The sequence below is a fragment of the Terriglobus sp. ADX1 genome, assembly GCF_036877645.1.
Taxonomy (GTDB): Bacteria; Acidobacteriota; Terriglobia; order Terriglobales; family Acidobacteriaceae; genus Terriglobus.
The window spans coordinates 28,751-52,707 of record NZ_JAEDXV010000024.1 but is presented as its reverse complement, the minus strand read 5'-3'; the positions used below and the strand labels follow the sequence as shown (position 1 = coordinate 52,707).

General features: G+C 57.8%; 24 protein-coding genes. 14 read left to right on the top strand and 10 right to left on the bottom strand.

Annotation, left to right across the window (positions count from 1 at the left end; genetic code table 11):
* Positions 1 to 271 precede the first annotated feature (271 nt).
* Together JAO32_RS15095 and JAO32_RS15090 are read left to right on the top strand one after the other, a co-directional pair.
* Positions 272 to 1,354, top strand: a complete 1,083-nt coding sequence (locus tag JAO32_RS15095; RefSeq protein ID WP_334241855.1) for a WD40/YVTN/BNR-like repeat-containing protein — start codon at positions 272 to 274, stop codon at positions 1,352 to 1,354.
* A gap of 59 nt (positions 1,355 to 1,413) precedes the next feature.
* Positions 1,414 to 2,892: a CehA/McbA family metallohydrolase gene (locus JAO32_RS15090; protein WP_334241853.1), complete on the top strand. Its 1,479-nt coding sequence runs from the start codon at positions 1,414 to 1,416 to the stop codon at positions 2,890 to 2,892.
* A gap of 4 nt (positions 2,893 to 2,896) precedes the next feature.
* On the opposite strand, the gene JAO32_RS15085 is transcribed toward JAO32_RS15090, so the two are convergent.
* A complete protein-coding gene (locus JAO32_RS15085) occupies positions 2,897 to 3,400 on the bottom strand; it encodes a DUF2062 domain-containing protein (protein WP_334241850.1) in 504 nt (167 codons plus the stop codon).
* 631 nt (positions 3,401 to 4,031) lie between these two features.
* Here JAO32_RS15085 and JAO32_RS15080 point away from each other — a divergent pair.
* Positions 4,032 to 4,706, top strand: coding sequence for a hypothetical protein (locus JAO32_RS15080; protein ID WP_334241848.1), 675 nt, complete (start codon positions 4,032 to 4,034; stop codon positions 4,704 to 4,706).
* A 47-nt stretch (positions 4,707 to 4,753) separates the two neighbouring features.
* On the opposite strand, the gene thrS is transcribed toward JAO32_RS15080, so the two are convergent.
* On the bottom strand, positions 4,754 to 6,802 hold the full coding sequence (gene thrS / locus JAO32_RS15075) for a threonine--tRNA ligase (RefSeq protein WP_334241846.1): 2,049 nt from the start codon (positions 6,800 to 6,802) through the stop codon (positions 4,754 to 4,756).
* 63 nt (positions 6,803 to 6,865) lie between these two features.
* On the opposite strand from thrS, the gene JAO32_RS15070 reads away from it, so the two are divergent.
* From JAO32_RS15070 to JAO32_RS15060, 3 genes are all read left to right on the top strand, one after another.
* On the top strand, positions 6,866 to 7,468 hold the full coding sequence (locus tag JAO32_RS15070; protein WP_334241844.1) for a class I SAM-dependent methyltransferase: 603 nt from the start codon (positions 6,866 to 6,868) through the stop codon (positions 7,466 to 7,468).
* A 51-nt stretch (positions 7,469 to 7,519) separates the two neighbouring features.
* The gene (locus tag JAO32_RS15065) at positions 7,520 to 8,017 is read left to right on the top strand and encodes a cupin domain-containing protein (RefSeq protein ID WP_334241842.1); all 498 of its coding nucleotides are present in this window, start codon (positions 7,520 to 7,522) and stop codon (positions 8,015 to 8,017) included.
* Positions 8,018 to 8,612: 595 nt separating this feature from the next.
* Complete coding sequence (locus tag JAO32_RS15060; protein WP_334241840.1) at positions 8,613 to 8,900, top strand: hypothetical protein; 288 nt, start codon at positions 8,613 to 8,615, stop codon at positions 8,898 to 8,900.
* A 35-nt stretch (positions 8,901 to 8,935) separates the two neighbouring features.
* On the opposite strand, the gene JAO32_RS15055 is transcribed toward JAO32_RS15060, so the two are convergent.
* Together JAO32_RS15055 and JAO32_RS15050 are read right to left on the bottom strand one after the other, a co-directional pair.
* Positions 8,936 to 9,799 carry a TIGR03435 family protein gene (locus JAO32_RS15055; protein WP_334241838.1) on the bottom strand — a complete coding sequence of 288 codons (864 nt, stop codon included), beginning with the start codon at positions 9,797 to 9,799 and terminating at the stop codon, positions 8,936 to 8,938.
* A 45-nt stretch (positions 9,800 to 9,844) separates the two neighbouring features.
* Positions 9,845 to 11,302, bottom strand: coding sequence for a M20/M25/M40 family metallo-hydrolase (locus tag JAO32_RS15050; RefSeq protein ID WP_334241835.1), 1,458 nt, complete (start codon positions 11,300 to 11,302; stop codon positions 9,845 to 9,847).
* A gap of 316 nt (positions 11,303 to 11,618) precedes the next feature.
* Here JAO32_RS15050 and JAO32_RS15045 point away from each other — a divergent pair, with 316 nt between their 5' ends.
* From JAO32_RS15045 to JAO32_RS15020, 6 genes are all read left to right on the top strand, one after another.
* Positions 11,619 to 12,356 carry an energy transducer TonB gene (locus tag JAO32_RS15045; protein WP_334241833.1) on the top strand — a complete coding sequence of 246 codons (738 nt, stop codon included), beginning with the start codon at positions 11,619 to 11,621 and terminating at the stop codon, positions 12,354 to 12,356.
* 125 nt (positions 12,357 to 12,481) lie between these two features.
* On the top strand, positions 12,482 to 13,237 hold the full coding sequence (locus tag JAO32_RS15040; protein WP_047494591.1) for a MotA/TolQ/ExbB proton channel family protein: 756 nt from the start codon (positions 12,482 to 12,484) through the stop codon (positions 13,235 to 13,237).
* 123 nt (positions 13,238 to 13,360) lie between these two features.
* Complete coding sequence (locus JAO32_RS15035) at positions 13,361 to 13,783, top strand: ExbD/TolR family protein (protein WP_047491391.1); 423 nt, start codon at positions 13,361 to 13,363, stop codon at positions 13,781 to 13,783.
* A 116-nt stretch (positions 13,784 to 13,899) separates the two neighbouring features.
* Positions 13,900 to 14,331, top strand: coding sequence for an ExbD/TolR family protein (locus tag JAO32_RS15030; RefSeq protein WP_334241829.1), 432 nt, complete (start codon positions 13,900 to 13,902; stop codon positions 14,329 to 14,331).
* A gap of 39 nt (positions 14,332 to 14,370) precedes the next feature.
* A complete protein-coding gene (locus tag JAO32_RS15025) occupies positions 14,371 to 14,805 on the top strand; it encodes a biopolymer transporter ExbD (RefSeq protein WP_334241827.1) in 435 nt (144 codons plus the stop codon).
* Between the two features lie 371 nt (positions 14,806 to 15,176).
* Positions 15,177 to 15,995 carry a tetratricopeptide repeat protein gene (locus JAO32_RS15020; RefSeq protein ID WP_334241825.1) on the top strand — a complete coding sequence of 273 codons (819 nt, stop codon included), beginning with the start codon at positions 15,177 to 15,179 and terminating at the stop codon, positions 15,993 to 15,995.
* Positions 15,996 to 16,117: 122 nt separating this feature from the next.
* On the opposite strand, the gene JAO32_RS15015 is transcribed toward JAO32_RS15020, so the two are convergent.
* The 5 genes from JAO32_RS15015 to JAO32_RS14995 form a co-directional block, all read right to left on the bottom strand.
* Positions 16,118 to 16,648, bottom strand: a complete 531-nt coding sequence (locus JAO32_RS15015) for an AAA family ATPase (RefSeq protein WP_334241823.1) — start codon at positions 16,646 to 16,648, stop codon at positions 16,118 to 16,120.
* 64 nt (positions 16,649 to 16,712) lie between these two features.
* On the bottom strand, positions 16,713 to 17,279 hold the full coding sequence (locus JAO32_RS15010) for a Maf family protein (RefSeq protein WP_334241822.1): 567 nt from the start codon (positions 17,277 to 17,279) through the stop codon (positions 16,713 to 16,715).
* Positions 17,276 to 17,989 (bottom strand): ribose-5-phosphate isomerase RpiA, encoded by a 714-nt coding sequence (gene rpiA / locus JAO32_RS15005; RefSeq protein ID WP_334241819.1) that lies wholly within the window; start codon positions 17,987 to 17,989, stop codon positions 17,276 to 17,278. Before rpiA ends, JAO32_RS15010 begins: the two co-directional genes overlap by 4 nt.
* A gap of 31 nt (positions 17,990 to 18,020) precedes the next feature.
* Entirely contained in the window at positions 18,021 to 19,931 is a 1,911-nt protein-coding gene (locus tag JAO32_RS15000; RefSeq protein ID WP_334241818.1) for a hypothetical protein, read from the bottom strand.
* A 73-nt stretch (positions 19,932 to 20,004) separates the two neighbouring features.
* A complete protein-coding gene (locus JAO32_RS14995; protein WP_334241816.1) occupies positions 20,005 to 20,940 on the bottom strand; it encodes a D-hexose-6-phosphate mutarotase in 936 nt (311 codons plus the stop codon).
* Between the two features lie 747 nt (positions 20,941 to 21,687).
* Here JAO32_RS14995 and JAO32_RS14990 point away from each other — a divergent pair.
* Positions 21,688 to 22,551 (top strand): TIGR03435 family protein, encoded by an 864-nt coding sequence (locus tag JAO32_RS14990; RefSeq protein ID WP_334241814.1) that lies wholly within the window; start codon positions 21,688 to 21,690, stop codon positions 22,549 to 22,551.
* Positions 22,552 to 22,752: 201 nt separating this feature from the next.
* Positions 22,753 to 23,076 (top strand): DUF930 domain-containing protein, encoded by a 324-nt coding sequence (locus tag JAO32_RS14985; protein ID WP_334241812.1) that lies wholly within the window; start codon positions 22,753 to 22,755, stop codon positions 23,074 to 23,076.
* A gap of 66 nt (positions 23,077 to 23,142) precedes the next feature.
* Here the strand turns inward: JAO32_RS14985 and arr are convergent, their stop codons facing one another.
* Positions 23,143 to 23,556 (bottom strand): NAD(+)--rifampin ADP-ribosyltransferase, encoded by a 414-nt coding sequence (gene arr / locus JAO32_RS14980; protein ID WP_334241810.1) that lies wholly within the window; start codon positions 23,554 to 23,556, stop codon positions 23,143 to 23,145.
* Positions 23,557 to 23,957 lie beyond the last annotated feature (401 nt).

Sequence of the window (23,957 nt, the reverse complement as noted above, 5' to 3'; positions counted from 1 at the left end):
TGTTACGTCTCCTGCGCTAAGCGTGCAGAGCTCTCCGTCAGGGGAGAAAAGCAGCAGCGCTGAGCTTGAAAAGTGTTTTGTCCTGTCCGGCGAGCCTAATGCAAGCACCCTGCCAGCACGAACGCGCAACGCTAGGGCGGCGCACTGCGGACAACATCGCTTATGTTACCGCATTTCCCACAGGAGGGAAAGCCTTTGTTGAGAATCTTCCGCAACAGCCATTGACATAGGTGCCCGGATGCGCGGTAAGCCCGGTACACTCAGAGGCACCATGCGCTCCCTTATCCCACTGCTTTTGCTTACTGTTACAGCGCCCGCGCAGTTTGTCCTGCAAAAGAACCCGTCGTCCGTCAGTCTGCGCGGTGTGGCCAATGTGGATAGCCGGGTGGCTTGGGCCAGTGGCACTTCCGGCACGGTTTTGCGGACGCTGGACGGCGGCGGAACATGGCAGAAGTGCGCTGTACCGGAAGGTGCAGAGAAACTCGATTTCCGCGCGGTGCAGGCTTTTGACGGGCAGACGGCCATAGTGATGAGTGCCGGTGCAGGCGACGCCAGCCGCCTTTATCGCACCACGGATGGATGCAGCACGTGGAAGCTGGTCTTCACCAATCCGGATGCTCCGGGTGGGTTCTTTGACGCGTTGTACGTCCCACGACATGGAGAGGGATGGCTGCTGGGCGATCCGGTCAAGGGCGGCTTCTATGTGGCGGTAACGCGTGACGGAGGCCAGTCGTGGGCGAAGGTTCCCGTGCCCATTCAACCGGAGACAGAAAAGGGCGGAGCGTTCGCGGCGAGCAACCAGTCTCTTGCAATGGGCGTGGCAGGGCCCGTCTTCGGCGGTGGCGGCGGTTTGCTGTATCGCGGTGAGCAGGATCGCTGCCCCGATCCTGTGCAGTACAACGATCCCAATGCCTGCGCGACGCATGTAGGGTTTCGCAGAATGTTGACAGATGTGGGCGGAGCCGGTTCGTCGTCCGGCATCTTTGCTATCGCCGCCAACGGCAAGGCGATGGTCGCAGTTGGCGGCGATTACATGCACCCGGAACTGGCAACACACACCGCTGCGTTCAGCGTGAATGGTGGCATGGGATGGCAACCCGCGGAGACGATGCCGCGTGGCTATCGCAGCACGGTGGCGTATGACGCTGCAACAACAACGTGGATTGCAACGGGGCCTACGGGAACCGACATCTCGACAGACGATGGCCGCAACTGGAAACCATTGCTGCCGGATGCGAAGGCTGGTGATTCTGCGGATGCGGATCGCAACTGGAATGCACTGTCGCTGCCATTTGTTGTAGGGCCAAAGGGACGCATCGGGCGGCTGCGCGAAGGCGCGCTTGCTGGAAAGTAAGCCGCAGTTTCGCGCAGGCGTCATGCAGGCATCGCTTCCCTCCTGATAGAAGGGATGGGATGACGGTTTCAGGATTGCGGAAGTTGCTGGCTGTGTGGCTGGCGTTGGTTGTGGGTGTGGCATGTGCGCAGGAGCCACAGTTAACGCTGCATGGCGAGGTGCGTCGCGCACAGTTCATGTCGTATCAGGAAGTGCCATTTGATGTACCGGAAGGCGTGTCGCGGCTGACCGTGGAGTTCACGTACACGGGGCATGATCACGGCACGAACCTGGATATGGGCGTGATCGATCCGCAGCGTTTTCGCGGATGGAGCGGCGGCAACAAGCACACATTTACCGTGAGCGAATCGGATGCTACCCCTTCGTATCTGCCGGGGCCTGTGGTGGCTGGGCGTTGGCGTTTGCTGATGGGTGTACCTGCCATCCGCGAAGCTTCTGTTGCGCGATACACAGTGAAGGTGTGGTGGCAGAAGGTCAGTACGGATGCTGCGTCTGTATCCACGTTTTCGCAGAAGCCAATACGCGAAGGTGCAGCGTGGTATCGCGGCGACCTCCACATGCATACAGGACATAGTGACGGTTCCTGCGCAAGCGAGAGTGGTGCGAAGGTGCCCTGTCCTGTGTTTCTGACGGCCCAAGCCGCAGTGGCGCGTGGGCTGGACTTTATTGCCATCACCGATCACAACACGACATCGCACTACGATGCCATGCGTGAACTGCAGCCGTACTTTGACAAATTACTGCTGATCCCGGGGCGCGAAATCACTACGTTTTATGGCCACGCGAACGTATTCGGCACCACGCAGTTCATCGACTTTCGGTTAGGAACAAAGAGCGTTCCCACCATGAACGACCTGTTGAACGAAGTGGATGCTGCTCACGGATTGATTGCGTTGAATCATCCGGGCGTTCCATCGGGCGAGCAGTGCATGGGGTGCGGATGGACTGCTCCAGATACGGACTTTGCGCGCATTCACTTGATGGAAGCAGTGAATGGAGCGGATGCAGATGGCGAGAAATCCGGCGTGCCTGTGTGGCAGCAGCAACTGGATCGCGGTCTACGTATTACGGCAATCGGCGGCAGCGACAATCACAACGCGTTGCTGAAACCCGGGCAGAACAATGCGATTGGTTCGCCAACAACGGTGGTGTATGCAACGTCGTTGTCTGAGAGCGCCATTCTTGCGGGCATTCGCGCAGGCCATGTGTTCGTCGATACCGATGGCACGAAGAATCGTTCACTGATCCTGTCTGCAACGTCTGGTGATGCACATGCATTGATGGGTGACGCGATGCATGTTGCGAATGGAGCAACGGTGACGTTCACCGTGGAGGCGAACGACGTTGCAGGCATGCACGGCGAAGTCATTAAAGACGGCAAACGCAGCATGCTGGAAGGCACCATATTCGCTCCCGGCAAACAGATAAGGAACTTCACCATCGACGGTGATGGTAAGCAGCACACTGTTCGCGTGGAGATTCGTGACGCTGGAGGAAAGCTGAAATTGCTGGGGAATCCGGTCTATCTGAATCGGTAGAGGCTTATTGCGTTGCGGGGCGCGTGTGCATCAGCGTGGGATGGCGGCGCATCAGTAGTACCAGTGCGCGCCGTAAATAGATGGCTAGCAGCGGTGTGAGAATAACCGCTATGGCACCCCACACCACAAGTGCATGCCATTCCCACTGCCAGATGTTACGCACCATCTGAACCGGATGATGGCTCAGGTGGTGAAGTTGTTGCCGTGTGAATGGAAGGCGGCGTGTGCGAAAGAGATGCACCCCTGCCTGAATGAACGGCAGGAACAACAACACATGCAGCGGCGCAACAATGTGCGAACCAATCTGCGAAGCGGTCTGGCTGAGATGAAAGAACCACGCGATCAGTATGAGAATGACCGTAGTGATTCCCACTGTGGGGTTGATGCCAATCACCATGCCCAGTGCAAGGCTCCATGCAAGGCGTCGCGGTGTGACGCCTCCACGAAGCAGACGCAGTAATGGCCGTAGTACCCGGCAGCGTAAAAATTCACGCACGGATTGTGGCATGCCAAACATTCGTTGACTTCGACGCCAGGTTGCCCCGAAGGGTTTGAATGACGGCCCTGGGTTCACTAACAATCCGCGTTTTTGATTGGTCTTGCTATTAAGAGGCGGGTATGTTCGCTGCTTGAGCAGAGCGCATCGCATGATCCGTTCGAGGAGCATTGAGAATCGCCTGATGAGCTATCCGCTTTCGCGGTGAAAGCTATTTTGCAATGGGATCAACAAAGCGCGGGTGCATTTTATGGTTTTATGCGAACTTTATAGTTTTGTTCGATATGCGCCCTTTACCGTGTTCATGCTTACAACGTTTTGTTTATTAACTAACTCTTAATCTTTATTGATTGCTTGCTTGTAAGTCAGCAGCGGATCGTACATAGCTTGGTGAGTTACAACGCAACTTGCCGTCAACCTGAAGAAGAAGCAAGCCGCAGGAACCAGCGGCATGTTTCCTACTGGATGCCACCGTCGTCTGCAGGACGCGTTGATTTGTTCCCGCGCCATCCGACGGTATCGGCATACGGTACTAACCGCGTAGTTCCTACGCATTTTGCAAAACGGGTGTGTAGCGCGCCGTCGTAGCGCGAGAGAGAACGCGCGTCCTTTTGCTGAATCACTTATGGAGGTAACTCGAAGCATGTTTCGAATTGGTACTCTTCTCCCTGCACTTGCCTTGCTTGCTGGATCTGCTGCACCCGCTCAGATGGCACACTATGCGAAGACTCACGGCGTGAGTGTCTCAGTGGGTGCGACCGGTAACTTTGTTACACCGTTGACAACCGATCCCAGCCCTCAGCCCTTTCCATCTGGAGGGCAAACGAAAATTATCTACGGACAGCAACAGTACATTACGTCGTCACCTGGGTTTCTTACATCGTTTCAATTCCACCCGGTGCCGTGGGCAGGTGTTGAACTGAATTACGGATACCAGCATTACTCTGAACGGTTCAGTTCCTACCTGACAGGTCAGACCGTTAGGGGCACTGCCAATATTCCGACCAGCGCGCACGAGGCCACCGCGGCATACTCGTTCCATCCGAAACACATTCCATTTCAGCCGTTCGTAAACGTCGGCGGCGGTGCCATCAACTTCAGGACGGACGTAGGCGAGGCGTCAAGCCAGTGGCGTGGCACGGGCCTGGTCGAGACAGGCTTCGAGTTTGCAATGCCCTATACGTCACGCAAGTTGGCATTGCGTATTCAAGGACGCGGTCTGTTCTATCGCGCTCCCAATTTCAACAACTCGCAGATCAGCACGCGAAGCTGGCGTGTGAGCTCTGAACCCAGCGCAAGCTTTGTCTATCGCTTCTAACAACAAAGGCCCCTATCGGGGCCTTTGCTTTCGTAGATGCGGTTTGTTTACAGCGTTGCACTGCGCGTTGTGAGCAGGTCCTTCGCACGCGCTATGAAGTCGGCGAGCGGGGTGCTGCCTTCGTCGCCTTTGCCTCGGGTGCGGACACTGACGGCGTTGTTCGCGGCTTCCTTATCGCCCATGATGAGCACGAACGGGATTTTCTCGTTGGCAAAGTCGCGGATCTTGGCCTTCATCATTTCGTTGCGCTCGTCGAGCTCTACGCGCAGGCCGATCTTCTCGAGTTCTGCCTTTACGGTGCGGGCGTAGTCAAGGTGCTTTTCGCTGATGGGCACGAGGCCTACCTGCACTGGCGCGAGCCATAGCGGGAAAGCTCCGGCGTAGTGCTCGATCAGCACGCCGAAGAAGCGTTCCACGGAACCGAAGAGTGCGCGATGCACCATGACGGGCTGGTGCTTCTCACCATCTTCACCGGTGTATTCCAGTTCGAAGCGACGCGGCAGGTTGAAGTCGAACTGCACGGTGGAGAGTTGCCATAGACGACCCAGCACGTCGACGAGTTTCACGTCGATCTTGGGGCCGTAGAAGGCAGCTTCGCCGGGAAACTCCTGGAACTTGAGGCCGCGATTGGTGAGCACGTCACGCAGTGCGCCTTCGGAGTAGGCCCAGTCCTCGGCGGTGCCGAAGAATTCGCCTTCCTTCTTGGGGTCACGCGTGGAGAGTTCCACTCGGTACTCGGAGAATCCGAAGTTCTTCAGTACAGCTTCTGCGAAGTCGAGACAGGCCTCTACTTCGCCGCTGATCTGTTCGGGCGTGCAGAAGATGTGTGCGTCGTCCTGCGTAAAGCCACGCACGCGCAGCAGGCCGTGCATGGTGCCGCTGCGTTCGTAGCGATAGACATTGCCAAATTCGGCGTAGCGCTGCGGCAGGTCGCGGTAGCTCTTGGGCGAGTTCTTGTAGATGAGGATGTGGCCCGGGCAGTTCATGGGCTTGGCGCGATACTCCGCGTCGTCCAGTTCCATGGCGGGGAACATGTCCTTGCTGTACACGCCATCGTGGCCGCTGACCTTCCAGAGATCGCGCTTCATGATGTGCGGCGTGTAGACCAGCGAGTAGCCGCGACGCAGGCACTCGTCGCGCATCCAGTTCTCCATCTCCTTGCGGATGAGCGCACCCTTGGGGTGCCAGAAAATCAGGCCGGGACCGGCGATCTCCTGGATGGAGAAGAGGTCGAGCTGTTTGCCGAGGACGCGGTGATCGCGTGCTTTGATCTCTTCCAGATGTTTGAAGTGCGCGTCAAGTTCCTTCTGCGTGTAGAAGGCAGTTCCGTAGATGCGCTGGAGCTGCGGGTTCTTTTCGTCGCCGAGCCAGTACGCGCCGGCGATGGACATCACCTTGAACGCTTTTACACGGCCTGTTGAGGGAACGTGTGGTCCGCGGCAGAAGTCGAGGAATTCGCCGTTGCGATAGAAGCTGACGCCCTCACCACTCTTGGTGAACTTCTCAATGAAGTGGACCTTCATGAAGTCGCCCTGCTGCAGATAGCCGACGAGAGCTTCATCGCGCGCGATGTATTCGTGGCGGAATGGCTCGTTGCGCGCGACGACTTCCGCCATCTTCGCTTCAATGGCGGCAAGGTCTTCCGGCGTGAATGGTTGCTCGCGGAGGATGTCGTAGAAGAAGCCGCTGTCGGTGGCGGGGCCGTGGCCGAGCTTCACTTCCGGATACAACTCCGTGATGGCCGTAGCCATGACGTGTGCAGCCGAGTGGCGCACAACGCGCAGGGATTCGGGATCGTTCTCCTTCAATAGCCACAGGGCGACGTCCTCATTCAAGGGCTCAGCGAGATCGACGATACGTTCTGCTGTGGCGACGTCACTGTACATGCTCTCTTCGGTCTGCGCGCCACCGTGGGCTGCGTCTGACTGGTCTTCAGCGCCGTCGGTGGTGTTGCCGGTAGTGGTGCGAATCTTCGCAACAACAACTGCGTCGGCAAGGCGCGGAGAGATGCTATGGGCAATGGCGAAAGGCGTGGTGCCGCGCGGAACTTCGCGCACGCTGCCATCGGGAAGGGTGACTCTGATCTGGTCGCTCACAATAAACAGGATACTGCCACCGGTTTCCGGCTGCGTCTGTACGAACGCTATACTTCGGCACAAATGGACCAGTCCAACGGATACGAAGCGATTTCGGCCGAGTGGCTTGCGCATCGTGGCAACAGTGCGGAGCGCTCCCCGGCGATTGGCGTGGACGAAGTGCGCCGGTGGGCGCGGACCCTCCCGCCCGGCAGCAGTGTGATTGACATAGGGTGTGGCCCTGGCATTCCACTTACCGTAGTGCTGGTCGAAGAGGGACTCCAGGTCTATGGTCTGGATGCGGCACCGTCGTTTGTTGCAGCCTTTGAGAGGAACTTGCCCGGAATCCCAGTCACATGTGCATCCGCGCTACAGTCGGATTGTTTTGGACGTGAGTTCGATGCGGTACTGGCCGTTGGCCTGATTTTTCTGATGACGGCAGATGACCAGGTGCGCCTGCTACGAAAGTTTGCAGAGATTTTGTCTCCCGGCGGACGTCTGCTGTTCACTTCGCCATCGCCTCCCTGCACATGGATCGATCAGATGACCGGGCTTCGTTCTGTTTCACTCGGCGCGGAAGAATATCGGAAGCAACTCGCGTCCGTGGGGCTCGCCGTGATGGCGGAGTTTGAGGACTCTGGCGAAAACCACTATTTCGAGGCACGGAAAACAGCAACCGCTCTGTAACACCGGTTTCAAACTTCCTTGTATCCCTTACAACGGCGTATGCTTTCGCGCATGAATTCCACACGCCGCGATCTGTGTCTGAGCCTGCCCGCCCTTGCTTTCTTTGCCGAAATGTCTGGTATTGCACAACAAGCGGCGGCGCCCGCAGCTACGGAATCCAAGCCGGATCCTGCGAAGATTGCTGCCGGGACGAAGATCTTTTCGGACAACCACATCTTCAACGCTCGCGAGCTTCCCATTCACAGCGGCAAGACGGGATCGTCACAAGCGGTTTGCCAGGGCGTGCTGCCAACAGGCGAAGGTGTGGAGATGCATAACACGGTGTTGCTGCCGGGAATGGCCCCGCACCCGCCGCATCAGCACATGCACTCTGAGTGGCTGTTCCTGCGGGAAGGCAAAGTGGAGTGGTTGATCGACGGTAAATGGGAACCGGCGGAGGCAGGCGACATCCTGTATGCGAGCAGCATGAAACTGCACGGCCTGAAGAATGTTGGCACGGCTCCGGCAAAGTATTTCGTCATGGCGGTTGGACCCAACCTGAAGGGCTGATCATCAGCAAAAACGCAGTTAAGGGTTGCCCAGATAATTGTATGGCGTGATTTGGCGCAGGTTTATATCAGCACCTGTCGCGATATCAGTCACGTTTGTCCGCGAATGTTGCAGGGGGGCTGCGCGAAGGTTGTAGACGCTCCGTTCCGTATGGGGCATGGGCATGGGGTTGAGTGAGGCCTAGCCTGAATTTCAGGCAGCCACTATTGGCACTTCTCCCAGGCTGTCTCTGAATTTTTGTTTCGGAGCACTACGACCATGCCGATTGCATGTCGCCCGTCGAACCTCAGCAGCGATGTACGCTGCACGGTTTGCGGTCAAGGATTTCTCCTTTACGGGAACCACCGAATCTCGCAGGAGCGAGTGGCGGTTCGTGAGTCGGTTCAATAGATGCTGCGTCGTCAGCACGAGGGCTCGCAACATACCGCTGAGGGGTTTGATTTTGACTGGGTTGCAGAATCACGGAGACAGCAGGGCAAAACAGACGCTGTTCGTCGGCCGGAGTGATACCCGCGTTGTTTCACGGGATCATATCCACGCCGCCCACGCAACAGGTTCACCACGAATGAGTGAACCAAACAGAAAGAGTCAAAAAATGCATATTCCCTGCATTGCTACAGAGACCGCCTTTGATGTCCAATGCCCCGTTTGCGGACGCGGATTTCTTCTGTTGACGGAGCCCACCCTCAGTCTGCAGCGCGGCTCGATGCGCCGCCATGCGCGTCGCGCACTGGCCGCACAACACGAGCAGGCCCAGGTAGCGACCGGGGGCAACGTACATTCGGACGAGGTGTTTGACCTGCCCGGATGGGATGGCGAACCGGAAGGCTCCAGCGTTGCGCTGGATTTCACGGCGTCGTTCCGGCTACACACCAGCCACTGAGGCCACGCCGCTGGATGAGGAGCAGCGTACGTCTGTCAGTTTTCTTCCGGCTTCGTAATGTGATCGATCATTGGCAATGACACCATTGCGCGGGTCGATTTGAGCCTGATGCCGAGCTGGTCGCGGATTGCTTCGAGTGCGGTGAATGCGGGAACTGGTGCGTCTGGTCCTCTTGCGGGAGGAGGCGCCACCACCGTGAAGTCCCACAGGCCTGTAAGACCGGTCCGGTCTACGACGCGACGGCTTATTTCGCCGTAATTGCCGGCGACAGAACCGACAAAGTTTGCGATGAGATCCATGGTAGTGGCGCGAGAGCCTGCCATCCACATCCCGTCCTTATCCGGATGAGCCCCATACACGTAGCAATCAAAGCTGCCGGGCAGCGGCTTTTCGTTGCACGGTTGGCCCTTCTCATGCGGGATCAGTTTCGGGCCGGGCGTGCCGTCCTTTACCAGCACCATTGCCAGTACGGGTTTGTCCTTGTCTTCAAAGTGAAGCTTCAAGCCGAAGCGCTCTGCAAGAAGTGTCTTCATCATGGCGCGATAGTCGTCCTTGGTGGCCGTTACTGGGGCAGTTGCCTCAATGTCAAAGCGCTGGTGGGCTACCCATTCCGGCACGTTCGCCAGCATGTCTTTCCGCTCTTCGTCGGTCAGCCAGAGTTTGTATGCGAACTGAATGTAGACCTCAGGGGAGAAGTCGGCGTGAAAGCGGCCCTGCGGATCGCGGAAGGAGTTGTCTGCGCTGAGTGCGAAGGATGGCGGTTTGAACGGGCCATCGTCGGGGCGGACGGAAGCTACTTCAAAGCGCATCGTGCTGGGGGCAGAGGTCTGCCGATCCTGCGCGTTCGACGCGAATGTTGTTGTCAGGCATATCGCCATCGCCCCCAAAAAGAAACGCATGAATGAACTCCTAAATCGTTAGGAGGCACGATCGGCGTGTGCCTCCTATTTTGGCAATGGCGCAGCGGCCGGGCTGCAGTGCCCTTTGCCATCGCAGCTTCGGATGGCGAGGATCACGTTGTCCTTGGATACGGGCAGTGTCATTGTCTTCGCGTTGCCGTCTGCAGTGACTTGAAACGAAGCAACGGGCGCGCTGAACTGCCAATCGGGAGCACTGGTTTCGCGCCACAGTACTTCGTCGTGCGCGTCTGTGGAAGAGGTCCACGTGATGGTCGTGTCGTTGTTCAGGCCACCTGCTTTGAATGCCACGTTCTGCGGGATAGGCGGCGCGGAAGCCAGCGTGGCGAGTGTCGCTGCATTCAGACGAGCGACGCGTGCCATGTAGGGGAAATCGTCGAACTGGATCAGGTCGCCAAACTGCGTTCCGTTTTCTACGCGAACGACCTGATGTTGATGATCGAAGTTTTCGCGCCATTCGGTGAAGCGAACGCCAGTGAAACCTTCTCGATTGAAGGAGGAGTGATCGCCTCCGCGACCGTAGCGATCTAACCGGAAGACGAGTGTGGGCTTCAGCGTATCGGTTGCCTTCGGAAAAGGGGATGCGGTGTATGTGCGTGCAACATCGGCCACGGCACGTGCAAGCTGACGTGATGACGAATCACTCTCATAACCCGCGGTGAGAATCTTCTGCGTCTCCTCTGGCGTTGCCGCCAGCGAAATTCCTTCGGAGAAGACACGAACGCGGTGCTTGTCTTCATTCGCCAGATCGGCGGGCGTGGTGTCGCCGCCCACAATGTCGTTGTTCAGAACGGCCTCAAGATTCCAGCCTTCTTTCTTGGCTGTCTGTGCAAGATGACGACTACCAAGTAGACCTTGCTCCTCCCCGGTGACAGTGGCGAAGACAATCGTGGCCGGGAAGCGATGCTTTGTGAGCACGCGCGCACATTCCAATGACACGGCAGTACCGCTGGCATCGTCGTTGGCGCCGGGCGCTTCATCGCGTACGTTCTGCATGTCGCGAGTGAAGAAGCTGTCGTAATGGCCCGTGACCAGAACGCGCCGGTCAGGATCGCTGGTGCCCTTCATCACCGCGTAAATGCTCTTTAGCGGTGTCGGCTTAATAATGCGCGCTCGCGGGCCGGGTTGAGCAGGCTGTATGTAGACGTCCTCGTGAATTTCCAGACAATTTCCGCAGTCCTTGCTGATCGCTTCAAAGCGATCGCGAATCCATGCTGCTGCGGCATCCACGCCAGTATGCGGTGGCAATGTGGTGTCGCCGCCGCCAGCGGTGTTGCGATTGTGGAAGCTGACCAAAGCCTCAATCGTCTTACGCATTTCCGCGGGCGAAACATCGCGCAGCGCCTCTGCAATCTGCGGATCGCTCGGCTGCTTCACCAAAGGCTTGCCATGTTGTTCGAAATCAACTCCTGCTGCGGGACGTGTTTGTGCAGTAAGGGGAAGACCTAGCAGTGAGACTGCAGCGACGGCGAGACGGAGATGCATTGGAATGGAAGGCCCTGAAAAGCTCGGAAATTTGGGAAACGATGCCTCAGAAGATACCGCAGAAATGTCGATAGCGCGAAACAACAGCATTGAAACGATTCACCGGCTGCACCGTTCCTGGAGCAGTGCCGGCCTGTGGATTTGCCAGATGTAATTCCAGCGGGTTAGTATCCAATTCTCGCTGGCAGATCGCACTGTTTTCTTTGGAAGTGGTGGCTTGGTCTGCGTCTGAAAAAAGTTTTTAGACATCGGGAACAAAACAGAAACACGCGGTGTCTACAGTCGCAGCTTTACCTCTCGTAGATCGGGGTTGCATATGTTTGAAGATTCTTTGGTGGAGTCATCCGGCAAGCTGAAGTCGAAGTCTGGCCGTTGGATGTGGGTAACGGCAGGCTTCAACCTGGCCATTGTCCTGGTGATGATTCTGATCCCGCTCCTCTACCCGGAAGCGCTGCCGAAGACCGCCATGACGGCGATGCTGACGGCACCTCCTCCGCCGCCACCGCCACCACCACCACCGCCGCCGGCACAGGTGGTAAAGGTGACCAAGGTCGTACAGGCCCTGGACGCGTTCACCGCGCCCACCAAGATTCCTAAGAAGATCGACATGACCCATGAAGATCCGCCGCCGCCGGCCAACGTTGCCGGTGTGGCTGGCGCAGGCATGGGTTCCGGTTCGGGTTCCGCTGGTGGCATCATGGGCGGCCTCGGTCTGGGCGCTGCTCCCACCCCGGTGGTGAAGGCTGCTCCGCCGAAGCCGACAGGCCCTGCGAAGATCTCCAGCGGTGTTATGGCTGGTCAGATCCTTACCAAGACCACGCCGGTTTATCCGCCGATCGCCAAGGCTGCCCACGTTTCCGGCTCGGTGGTGCTTCACGCCATCATCTCGAAGACCGGCAGCATCCAGCAGCTCTCGGTTGTATCCGGCCCGGAAATGCTTCGTGCAAACGCCATTGCCGCAGTGCAGCAGTGGAAGTACAAGCCCTATCTTCTGAACGGCGAGCCCACGGAAGTGGACACGACGATCACTGTGAACTTCACCTTCGGCGGATAAATTATCCGGCGGACGTAGCCAGCGGAATGGTTGGCTGCGTCCTACGAGGGAACCTTTGATTCGCGGTGCCCCTGTGGGCTCTGCCAAACCTTTTTACGCAGTACGAACCAGGAGGACTGAATCTCGTGATTCTCGCTCACGCAGCAGCAGCATTCGCTCATGTACCCGCCACCCTCGGCATGTTCTTCCAGGAAGAAGGCGGCGCAGCAGCCGGCGGCTTCTCCGTTCTCTCCATGCTTAAGAGCATGGGTTGGATCGATCTTGTTGTGGTCGGCCTGCTCTTCATCATGTCCATCTGGTCGCTGGCCGTTATGATCGACCGCGCCCTCTACTTCTCGGCTGCTAAGAGCCAGTCGCGCGAATTCGCTCCGAAGGTCGCCGGCGCTCTGAAGGACGGACGTCTGGACGAGGCAATCAAGGTTGCTGACCGTTCGAAGAAGTCGCACCTTGCTGAAGTTGTAACGGCTGGCCTGCAGGAGTTCCGCTCCTACGGTTCGGGTGGCGCAATTTCCGACGAGCAGATCGAGTCCTCCAAGCGCGCCCTTGAGCGTTCGGAAGCAATCGTTCACGCCAAGCTGAAGCGCGGTCTGGGTTCGCTGGCAACCATCGGTTCCACCGCACCGTTCATCGGCCTGTTCGGCACCGTCGTCGGCATTCTCCACGCCTTCCAGCAGATCGCTACGCAGAAGACCTCGGGTATCGGCGCAGTTGCCGGCGGTATCTCGGAAGCTCTGGTTACGACCGCTTTCGGTCTGCTCGTAGCTATCCCTGCCGTTATGGCCTTCAACTACTTCACGAACAAGGTTGAGTCCTTTGACGTGGAGATGGACAACAGCTCCTCCGAGCTCGTCGACTACTTCATCAAGCAGTCGCAGCGCTAGTCCGGAGCGTCGACGCGAGATCGATACGAGACCGGTGGAGGGCCTGAAATCCTCCACCGGCGACTCCGGGATCTCGGTCGCTCTACAACGATTTTCTTCAGCCGATAGGACGGAGTTGCTGCTATGGCAATGGCAACGCGGGATGAGGGCAAGAAGGTAAATTCAGACATCAACGTAACTCCCATGGTGGACGTTATGCTGGTGCTCCTGATCATCTTCATGGTCGTCACGCCCATGCTGAACAACAAGGTCAACGTGGAACTGCCGCCATCAACGGCCGCAGTGGTCATGGAAGACGCTAACAAGGAAGACTCAATTGTGGTTGCGGTCACCCGCGACGGCAAGACCTTCCTGGGCGGCGACCAGGTACAGTCCGCTGACCTTGGACCCAAGATTACGGAAAAGATCGAAAACAAGACCGACAAGCGCGTCTACTTCCGCGGCGATATCCGCGCGAACTACGGCAAGGTCATGGAAGCGATCGACGGCATCCGTGCGGCTGGCGTGAGCCAGCTTGGCATGATCGCTGAAAAGCCGCTGATCTAATCACAACGACTTTCAACCCGGCCTTCGTGACCGGCTCGTAACACCCACATCCGCCTCTCGCACGGCACCGAACGAAGTACACCGGCCGCACAATCGCGGCGAGCGAGGGTAGTGATATGGCAATGGCATCGGGCGAAGGCAAGGGAGCACGTTCCGCGATCAATGTGACTCCGTTGATCGATGTTCTTCTGGTTCTGCTGATCATCTTTATGGTGATTCAGCCCAACCTTCAGCGAGGTCTTGAAGCGCTTGCACCGCAACCGCCGAAAGATCCCGGTGAAGAGCCAAACCCCAGGACCGTCGTGGTGCAAGTGCTTCCCGACGGTAAGGGCGGAACGGCGTACAGCATTAATGAGGATACGGTACAGCTTCCGGATCTTGAGCCGAAGCTGACTGGTATCTTCAAAGCCCGTAACGACAGGGTCATGTTCGTGAAGGGTGATAAAGATCTCGATTTCGGGGCGATTTTCCCGGTGATCGACGGTGGCCATAAGGCAGGCGTCGACAACATCGGTATCATCACTCCGGGAGTCGAACGGGAACCGTAAATCAACCGGTCGCTTCGGCGGCCACACAGGAGATTCACCATGGGCATGGGAGGCGGAGGCGGTTCGGGCGCACGTTCTGATATCAACGTGACGCCGCTGATCGACGTTCTTCTGGTGCTGCTGATCATCTTCATGGTCATCCAGCCCAACACGGTACGCGGCCTGGACACTCTGGTGCCCCAGCCGCCGAAGAAGGAAGACATGAATAAGGAAGTGGATCAGCGCACCATTGTGGTGCAGGTCCAGGCCTCAGGCGGCCAGCCTTCCTACAAGATCAACGAGGACCAGGTGGCGCTCGATCAGCTCACCGCACGTCTGACGGACATCTTCTCGGCTCGTAACGACAAGGTGATGTTCGTGAAGGGTGACAAGGACCTCGACTTCGGCCAGGTGCTTCCGGTGATCAACGACGGCCATGCTGCCGGCGTTGACAACATTGGTATCATCACCCCGGCGGTTGAATCCGGTAAGTAGTGGGAAATTCCATAGAGGGCGATGAGACTTTCATCGCCCTCTGTCCGTTTTCTGATATATACCTGAGTACCGCCTGTGTTTTCGTTTGTCCTCCGGACAGGGAATGCTTTACTTCACGGAAGTAAGTCTCCCGGCCTGGTCAATCGGTTTTAAGTTGTTTCTTGCTCCCTTTGGCTCCGCAAGTCTGTGTCAGAAGTAAAAGGTATTCGTCGCGTGTCATGGCGTTTTCTTGTGACCGAAATTCCTCGCTTCCATCTGGCCAGTAGTCTTTCTCTGCGGGTACAATCACTCCACGCGTTGCCCCTTCGGCTCCTGCGTCTTTACCGACTCACTTTGCTCGTATGCGGCATTTGAAGGAGATCATTCGCTCAATGAAAGCTAACGCACGTGTATCCGCCACGGCCGCTCTTCTGCTGTCGCTTGGAATGCTGACTGGCTGCGCCAAGCTGAAGGCTCGCGACCAACTTACCAAGGGCGTCGCGGCGTTCAAGAATGCGCAGTATGAGCAGGCGACCAACGCTTTTGAAAAGGCCATTGAGTACGATCCGACGTACGACACCGCTAAGCTGTACCTGGCGACTGCGTATTCGTACCAGGTTGTGCCGAATCTGTTGGACGACAACAACATGAAGATCGCCAACAAGGCGATTAAAGGTTTCCAGGATTACCTCGCTGATCATCCCGGCGACAAGGTTTCTCTGCAGCAGCTTGCTTCCATCTACCGCAACATCAAGAAGTATCCGGAAGCAAAGCAGTATGAGAAGGAAGTCATCCAGGTAGATCCGAAAGACGCTGAGGCTCACTACACCATCGGTTTCGTGGACTGGGTTGAAGCCTATGACAACGCTCGCCAGCTGCTGGCCGCCGATGGTCTGACCGACGATGGTGCAGGCAACGCGAAGATGAGCAAGGCCACCTGCGCCAAGATCAAGGAAAAGAACACCGATCTTGTGAACGATGGTCTGGATCACCTGAAGCAGGCGATTGCAATCAACCCAACCTATGATGACGCCTTCCAGTACCTGAACCTGGTGTATCGCCGTCAGGCGGACATCCTCTGCGGCGATCCTGCTGCGGTCAAGGCAGCTGTAGCAAATGCCGAGAAGGCCAGCCAGGACGCGATGGGCGCACGCAAGATCAACGAGCAGAAGAAAGAAGAGAAGCTCCGCGGCGGCGTGACGATGAACTAATCGCACCACCGAAACAAGCTAAGAGCCTCCGGAAACGGAGGCTCTTTTGCATTTGGGGCTAATGCACCGCGTTAAAAGCTGGTCGCTATGGAAAGGATGCTTTATCAGAGGACTTCATTCGGCTAACGTTCTAGCCCCCATTCTTGATAGCACCTATTGAGATCGCGACTGGATGGCAGATAGATCTTCGGTAAGAGGAGTTGCCGGTAGATGTCGGCGTAACGCTTTCGGTTTCCACGTGTCACGACTGCAATGTGGTGCAGCATGGCGAACTTAATGCTGTCCTGCCCACCCACTAGTGCGCCGATTCGGTTGCGCTCGAAGATGGATCGGCGCACATATCGAAACAGGCTTGTCAGCGTGGAGACATCGAGAAGGATGACGCCGGTCGCGCGTTGGAAGCGTTGCGGAAAGTGGATGGAATAATTGCCGTCGATGACCCAGCGTTCGCCCGCGATGGCTTCGTCATGCAAAACGCGGAATTTGTTCGCGGGGCGCGGCACCCAGTTCGTGTTGGGAAGATGGTGAAGCTGATCCAGATGGATCGCTTGCACGCTGGATTTACGCGCAATTGCGTCAGCGAGCGTGGATTTGCCACTGTTCGACGGTCCGAGGATGCAGATGCGTTCGCCGAGTTCTGATAGCGGCCTCATGCCGATTCAAACCTCCATGAAGCGGCTTGCGCGTGAGGTAAAGGGCTGCATTCTGGCGGAATTATTACTGCACTTTTGCGAGGAGACGGCTGAGCGTTGCAAGTGGCAGGCCGACGACATTGAAATAGTCGCCTTCAATGCGAGGTATCCATTGTGCGGCGATGCCTTGGATCGCATACGCGCCAGCCTTGTCCGTTGGTTCTCCGCTCGCGATATATTCGATGATCTGCCCCGGTGTGACCGCGGCAAAGGTGACACGTGTCGTCTCGGCTGCCGTTAGCGTTTCCCCGGCGGTCAGCACGGCTATGCTGGTGGTGACTTCGTGTGTGTTGCCCTGCAGCATGGTCAGCATGCGTTGGGCGTCGGCTGCGTCCTGCGGCTTACCGAGGAGTTCGCCATTCAGAGTGACCGTTGTATCTGCGCCTATCACGATGCTGCCCGGGTGTTTGGCAAGCACAGCGCGTGCCTTTTCCTCGGCCAATCGCAGCGTGTAAGTACGGTGGTCCTCGCCGGGCAGCGGGGTCTCGTCGATATCGGCAGTGACCACGGTGAAGTCGACACCGATCTGGGTGAGCAGTTCGCGGCGGCGCGGTGATGCGCTCGCAAGGATGATTGGCTTTGCCTGACTCATACGGCGGGGTAGTCCGCCACGGTGATCTCGCGGACACTGCCGTCCGCACCGGCCAACAGAACACGCTCTGCCATGTTCAGGAACAGACCATGTTCCACCACGCCGACGATGCTGCGAATCTCAGCAGCGGTCACTTCGGGATCAGCGATGCCGCTGGAGGAGCAGTCGAGTAGGATGTTGCCTTCGTCGGTGATGTAGGGGCCGCTGCCAGACTTGTCCTGTCGGATCTTCGGCGTGAAGCCGAGGTCGCGCAGCTTCTCCGTGACCAATGGAACAGCCATAGGGATAACTTCCACGGGTAGCGGAAACGCGCCGAGCTCCTTCACGAGTTTGCTGTCGTCGGCGACGATGATGAAGCGCTTGCAGGCGCTGGCGACGATCTTCTCGCGTAGCAGTTTGCCGCCGCCGCCTTTGATCAGTGCAAGGCCGGGGGCCACTTCGTCGGCGCCGTCCACGGCGACATCGATCGTGCTGTGGTGATCGAAGTCGGTGATGGGAATGCCGAGTTTGCGGCCGAGTATCTCGCTGTCTTCCGAAGAGGCGATGCCTTTGATGTCGAGGCCCTGCTGCACCTTCTCACCCAGCAACTGGATGAAGAGTGTTGCGGTGGAACCGGAACCCAGGCCGACGACCTTACCGGGTTCGATGAAGCGGAGAGCGGCCTTGGCGGCGGCAAGTTTGGCGGCCTGTTGTGCTTGAGCGTCGGGCATGCGAGTCCTCAACGGATATCGTATCGCGGCCTTAGTGGTTGATGATGTGCACACTCGCAGCGCCACGGCATTCGTCGCTCATGCATCCAGCGGCGAGTGCCTGCAGTTTGTCTGGCGATAGCTTCCATGCAGTGGCATTGTGCAAGCTGCTCATCAGATCGCGCTCGGTGGCGCGGGCTTCACCAGTTTCGGTGCGCCAGTCGGTGGTGGAGCTCACTTCTGAGGCGCGTGGCGCCCATGTCTTGCGGAGATCAGTGAGGCGCCTCTCGATCAGCATTTCATCTGTCGCTTCGCCGTGACCTGCCAACTGATACGCGAGACTACGTTGTTCGGCCAGCCCGGACCCGGTGGTGAGGTGATGCCGTATCCATGTAAGTACCTCGGGTGGGAAAGGCTGGTGGAGCGACTCGTAGATGGTATCTGCCGGATAGAAGGGGAGGTTGTTCTGGCTGGCGGTGCGGTCCAGCAGGGCGACGGCTTCGGTGGGGGCCATGCGCATCAGCACGGCCAGCATGGCGTCGTCCTGCGCATTGGCGTTCCATCCGGCTTTGATCTGCGGCAGGATGGCCGGGGTCGCGTACCGAGCTGCGAGGATGGCTTCACTATTCCAGAGGAAGGCGCGGTCCCCCGGTGGCGACTTCAGGCGGTTGGCGAGACAGGTGTCTACTTCCGGCAGGCGGTCACCGTGCCATGCCGCGAGGGTGGTTAGCTGAATGGGATAACCCGGTGCGCAGATGGCGTGTATGAGTATCTGCTTCTGGTCGTCGTCGGAGGTGAGTTCCAGTGCGGCGATGAGTGGCTCGCGATCTGCGGGTGTCTTGTCCAGTGTGGCCTTCAGCGCCGGGAGGAGGCGTGGATCGCGCAAAGGTGGGTGCGCTGTCTGAAGGAGCATGCCCTGCATGATGTTGTCCATGTGCGGGAACTCTTCCACGGCGTATTCGTGCGCCTGCTGCTTCTCCGCCTCCGTCAGACCGGGGAACTCCAGCAGGTAATAGGCTCCTACAGTGCGGCTTTCGCCGGTGCGTTGCGGCATGGAGGCAAGCAGGTCTTCCATGTCGCGGTTATGGGCGACGATGAGCTGTGCCTCCGCGTCGGTCGGCTTTGTCGGCACCACACCCGCCTGCCAAGTCAACTTGGACCCCTGCAGCGGCAGGTTTGCCATCAGGCGGCGTGTCTCGTCGATGGCTGAGGGTTCGTCCCACCGTGGCGTATTGGCGGGGTTGCGCCATGCGGCCTGGAGCAGTTCCAGTTGGCGCGGCAGGTTACGCGTGGTGGCCATGGCGACCGGCATGAAGCTGCGGAAGTCCTCGTCTTCTTCCACGATCCGGCGCACCTTCTCTGCGAGGGCGTCTTCGCCTTGCAGCGCGGCGAGACGGGCGAAGGCGGCTTCGCGGATGCGTTGTCCCGGTACGCCAGCGGGGGCGTTGGTGACCTCGTTCTGTACCTGACGGACGATGTCGGCTTCCATGCCTTCCGGCATTTCTTCCAGGTCGATCTCCACGCCGTTGGTCAGCGTAGGTGGAATGACGGTGGACTTGGCCATGGTGCCACCGCTGACGCGGGCCGCCGTGACGCGAATGGTGTAATGGCCGGGCTTGCGGAATACGTAGCCGTCGTTCAGCCGGACGGCGACGCGCTCGGCGTGGCTGGTGAGTGTCTGCACGGCGGCGTAGTCATGGCCGCTTTGTCCTCGCCACTGTATCCAGCCTTCGGCGGGCATGATGCTTACCTTGTCCGACAGGTCGCCATAGTCGGTGCCGTTGAGCATCATGGGCGTTCCGCTGGTGTTACGGAAGACCAGATCGAGACGGATTGGTTCGCCGAGGTAGAAGTGGGTTTTGCCGTCGTGCGGTTCCAGCGTGACTTCCGGCATGGGAACGGTCTGTGCAGCGGCTGTGATTCCGGCGATGCAGAACAGTGCGGCAGTCAGCGCAAAACTCATCAGGCGAAGTCTCCCTTGGTGTGAGAAGAGACTTCGCCTGTGCGGTGTTTGTTATCTGTGCGGAAGATGAAATTTACAGCGGAGTGACGGAGACGGCCATTGCCATGCCGTGGGTGGCACCGGGCTGCAGGGTGATGCGGTCGTCTGCGGCGTTGACTACCTCCACGCAGGCGAAGTGCTCCCAGCTATCCTCTGCCAGATCCGGGAAGTTGGGCGTGAGCACCGTCCAGGGATTCCACACTACCGTGCTCTGCGAGCCGGTCTTGAGGATGTGGATGGAGCGGTGGTTGGCGGGATCCTGCAGGACGAGGGGCTCACTGGTGTTGACGTGGAGCTGATCCACATCGCGGCTGAATGCCAGTTCCGTCTCGCGCTGCACCTTGCGGGTCAGATTGTCGCGCTTGTCGATGTATGTGCTGCCGCGCAGGCCGAGTACGCGTACGGCGTGGATGTTGCCGATGGCGAAGTAGGTATGGAAGCCCTCCTCAAACGCCACGGCTTCCTTGCCGCGGTTGGTGACGGTGAGCGTCATGTGCAGTTCCTTGCCGATGCGGAACTCCAGCGTGGCGTGGAAGTCGGGATAGCCGAATGCCTTTGCCTGCTCATCAACGGGCAGTGAGAGGGTGACCTCTACTTCGCCTGTGGGGTCGAGGTGGACGCGATCCACTGTCCAGACGGTGGTGCGGGCGAAGCCGTGCATGGGCGAGGTGGTGCCGTGTGCGGCGTCGTATTCGGCGGCGTTCCAGCGCGGTCCGAACCATGGGAAGAGGACGGGAATGCCGCCGCGAATAGCCTTGCCCGGAGCGAGAGCAGACTTGGGCGACAGATACAGCACAGGATTGCCGCCACGCGGTGTCCACTGCGTGAGGTGTGCGCCGTAGAGATAAAGAGTGGCATCGGAAGCGGCTGTGGCGATGCGCATCTTCGGCAGGCCGGGCTCGTCTTCAGTAAAGGTGATGTGGTCGCGGATGGCGAATTTCTGGTTCAGTTCAGCAATGGTCTGCGGCATAGCGTGGGGATCCCCCTCCCCCCTCCCTATCATTTCGCAAAATCGTCTTTCTGTGGGAGTTACGGTTTGACCTACCTCTAAAATCGTCTTTCTATTGGGTTTAGAGGCAAAATCGTCTTTCTAAACGAGTTAGAGGCAGCGAGTCAGCGGGTAGAAAGTCGGCGGACTTGGTGGCTATTTCTATTTTAGTGATTTGTGGGAAATAGCATGCCAGCTCTATTTCTTTTGTTTTCCGATAGTTGGGTGGTTTGGGGGCTTGACACGCTTTCCCTTGAAAGCGGCTTTGATGCTCTCCGCGATCCACGCACACCGCTTCGCGAATACAGAAAGTTCTGCGTCTTGCCTGAGCTTTGGTTTCGACGCCTTCGACGGCACTTCGTGCTGTCCTTGATTGCGAGTTTTTGTGGCAGGGCTGGAACCCTGCTCTTCCGAGTACTTCGTACTGCTCTCGATGCTTCGCTTGGTCGCGCTTTGCGCGATGGCCCACATCTCAGAATTGAGATGTGGGGCACCCGGATTCTTATGGCAGGGCTGGAGCGCTGCCCTTCGAGTAGTTCGTACTGTTGTCGACGCTTCGCGCGGTTCGTGGTGTTCTTGAGGGGTGTATTGATTCCGCGAACCGCGTTTATCGCGACGCATTTGCTGAGCAGGGCCTCGCCTCCCCGATTTAAGGGCTCGGCAAAATGCCTACCGGATGGTATGCTCCTTCCGCTTACGGTGGTCTACGTTGGTGGGTGGGGATACATAATGAGAAATCTTCGACGATCACGCGTCCGCGCAGTCCTGTTGGCCACGATCACTCTCGCCCTCAGCATTCGCGCATCTGCGCAGTCGTCTCCCAAAGTCGCCACTGAAAAGCGTCCGCACTTCGATGTCGTGTCTATTCGTCCAAGTGGCGAGTCCAGCAAAATGGCAGTGGGCATTCTGCCCGACGGTTACGAGGCGATCGCGGCGCCATTGGAAACCGCTCTCTACACCGCTTACGTTCCAGCTCCGTTCTACAAGCACCTCGAGGAGGTGAAAGGCTTTCCTTCATGGGCCACAACCGAGAAGTATGACCTGATTGCCAAGATCGCACCGGAAGACGCAGAACGTTGGCGCAACATGAAAGTGAATAACTGGCAGACATCCGTGGAACTGCAATCCATGCTTCGTGCCGCCCTCGCCGAACGCTGCAACCTGCAGATACACAGCGCAGAAGGCATGACTGATGCCTACGCGTTGGTACGTCGCCCGAGCGCACCGCCGCTGACCGAAAGCACCGAGCTTCCCACGGCAGGGACGATCATGGAGCTCCCCGACGGTGCCAAGGCTGTTTTCGAAAAGCGAGAGGGCGAGCGCATCTACACCTTCTACAACACACCCATGTCCGTGCTCGCAACATTCATCGGAATCCCTTCAAAGCGTCTCGTGGAAGATCGAACCGGCTTGCATGGCAGGTACAAGCTCGTACTGCATGCGCCCGACGCAATATCGCAGGACGGCGAAGGGACTCAGGCAGATAGACCCGTCCCTTTCGACCTCCGCGCCATCGGCATGACGGTGGAGAATATCAAGATACATTCCACAATCTGGACCATCGATAAGATGGATCGGCCAACCCCCAACTGAGCGAAATTCCTGGTTGAATTACGATCTATGTGTTCGGTTTCAGTGCAATCGTGAATGACTTCTAAAGTCCTGAAGTGCGTGGGATGCGAAATGCTGGGTAGATCGATCGGTTTTTGCGTGCTACTCGTGATGTGCGTTGGGGACGTCGCTCAGGCCTCATCTTCAAAGGAACCTGAACTGTCCCCAAAGCAACAAGCGATTGTGAATCGTAAGATCGCTGGGTTGAAGTCTCCCGGCGATCGTCGTGTTGCGGAAGACTGGAGCAACGCCAAGAAAGTTGCAGAGGTTCTTTGCCGACCAGTCGCACTGTCTGTATTGAAAAAGCAGACTACAGGCGTCGACCGAGTGTTTCTTGGAACCGCCGATCCGCACACCCTGAATCTTGAGAGCAATCGACGACTCACTGGGAGTGGCCAGTTCCGAACTCCGAAAGGCTGGCGGGATTTTACCTTTACCTGCGAACTGGACCCAGACACAGGAAAGGTCACCAGCTTTCAGAATGTAACGTTATCGACGAAACCTTAACGTCTTGCATCCAGAGAATTATGAACAGCTAACGACTGGATGATGGTACGTACCGAACGATACACCCTAGTCGATGATCTCAGCGCGTTCCCTTTTCAGACGTTCAAGGCCTCCCTTCATGTTTTGAATTTGTTCGGCTGAGTGCCCCTGCCACTTCGTCACCTCTGCAACAACGCGAAGCGGTTCGCGGGAGCGGTAGGACAAAGTTGGGTTTCCAGGGAACTTCTTGTCCGTCAAGTTCGGATCATCCACTACTGGTCCGGTTGGCTCTACCACGTAGATTCTTTCCGGCCCATTGCCAACGGACAGTTCAGCACCCCATATGGCTGCGTCCAGTGTTCCGGTGCAATACACCCAGGACAGGACTTTGCCTTCACCGTAGTTGGATGTATAGCCAGTTGTGATCAGATCTCCATGCTGAAGATCTGCGCGGGTGCCATGAAAGAATTGCCGACGAAACCTGCTATCCACTTCCGACATATATCGAGCACTCCTTGAAATGAGAACGTCGAGCCAGATCCAATCGCATTTTTCGAGATCGTTTGCAGGTTCGACGAACGTCTCTCCTGCGACGCAATTTCTGCACGCAGAATGACGATGATGCCGCAAGACCCGCATCTTGCGGCAAGCCCACCCGCCTCTTTTAAACTAAAGATGGGGGCATGGAGATATCCGTCCGACGGCCCACTCATGCGGCAATTCCGCACGCCTCTACAAGAAACGGTCTTCAACTGCACGCAGCTTTTCTGCAAGCGATCCCTGGTGGTGGAGACTCCTTAGCCGATTGAGGCTGATTCCTGGAATTTCGCTCGACACACTTCATCCGGGCATTGTTTTCGCTGGTTCAAGCGACGAAAAAATAGTGCAATTTGACCGTTGCA

Bases quoted from the DNA above. Each gene is read 5' to 3' on its own strand.
- JAO32_RS15000 (WP_334241818.1), bottom strand. From the start codon at position 19,931: ATGAGTTTTGCGCTGACTGCCGCACTGTTCTGCATCGCCGGAATCACA.
- JAO32_RS15035 (WP_047491391.1), top strand. From the start codon at position 13,361: ATGGCAATGGCAACGCGGGATGAGGGCAAGAAGGTAAATTCAGACATC.
- JAO32_RS14995 (WP_334241816.1), bottom strand. From the start codon at position 20,940: ATGCCGCAGACCATTGCTGAACTGAACCAGAAATTCGCCATCCGCGAC.
- JAO32_RS15020 (WP_334241825.1), top strand. From the start codon at position 15,177: ATGAAAGCTAACGCACGTGTATCCGCCACGGCCGCTCTTCTGCTGTCG.
- JAO32_RS15050 (WP_334241835.1), bottom strand. From the start codon at position 11,302: ATGCATCTCCGTCTCGCCGTCGCTGCAGTCTCACTGCTAGGTCTTCCC.
- JAO32_RS14990 (WP_334241814.1), top strand. From the start codon at position 21,688: ATGAGAAATCTTCGACGATCACGCGTCCGCGCAGTCCTGTTGGCCACG.
- JAO32_RS15030 (WP_334241829.1), top strand. From the start codon at position 13,900: ATGGCAATGGCATCGGGCGAAGGCAAGGGAGCACGTTCCGCGATCAAT.
- JAO32_RS15060 (WP_334241840.1), top strand. From the start codon at position 8,613: ATGCATATTCCCTGCATTGCTACAGAGACCGCCTTTGATGTCCAATGC.
- JAO32_RS15015 (WP_334241823.1), bottom strand. From the start codon at position 16,648: ATGAGGCCGCTATCAGAACTCGGCGAACGCATCTGCATCCTCGGACCG.
- JAO32_RS15055 (WP_334241838.1), bottom strand. From the start codon at position 9,799: ATGCGTTTCTTTTTGGGGGCGATGGCGATATGCCTGACAACAACATTC.
- JAO32_RS15025 (WP_334241827.1), top strand. From the start codon at position 14,371: ATGGGCATGGGAGGCGGAGGCGGTTCGGGCGCACGTTCTGATATCAAC.
- JAO32_RS15070 (WP_334241844.1), top strand. From the start codon at position 6,866: ATGGACCAGTCCAACGGATACGAAGCGATTTCGGCCGAGTGGCTTGCG.
- arr (WP_334241810.1), bottom strand. From the start codon at position 23,556: ATGTCGGAAGTGGATAGCAGGTTTCGTCGGCAATTCTTTCATGGCACC.
- JAO32_RS15095 (WP_334241855.1), top strand. From the start codon at position 272: ATGCGCTCCCTTATCCCACTGCTTTTGCTTACTGTTACAGCGCCCGCG.
- JAO32_RS15090 (WP_334241853.1), top strand. From the start codon at position 1,414: ATGACGGTTTCAGGATTGCGGAAGTTGCTGGCTGTGTGGCTGGCGTTG.
- JAO32_RS15010 (WP_334241822.1), bottom strand. From the start codon at position 17,279: ATGAGTCAGGCAAAGCCAATCATCCTTGCGAGCGCATCACCGCGCCGC.
- JAO32_RS15045 (WP_334241833.1), top strand. From the start codon at position 11,619: ATGTTTGAAGATTCTTTGGTGGAGTCATCCGGCAAGCTGAAGTCGAAG.
- JAO32_RS15065 (WP_334241842.1), top strand. From the start codon at position 7,520: ATGAATTCCACACGCCGCGATCTGTGTCTGAGCCTGCCCGCCCTTGCT.
- JAO32_RS15085 (WP_334241850.1), bottom strand. From the start codon at position 3,400: ATGCCACAATCCGTGCGTGAATTTTTACGCTGCCGGGTACTACGGCCA.
- JAO32_RS15080 (WP_334241848.1), top strand. From the start codon at position 4,032: ATGTTTCGAATTGGTACTCTTCTCCCTGCACTTGCCTTGCTTGCTGGA.
- rpiA (WP_334241819.1), bottom strand. From the start codon at position 17,989: ATGCCCGACGCTCAAGCACAACAGGCCGCCAAACTTGCCGCCGCCAAG.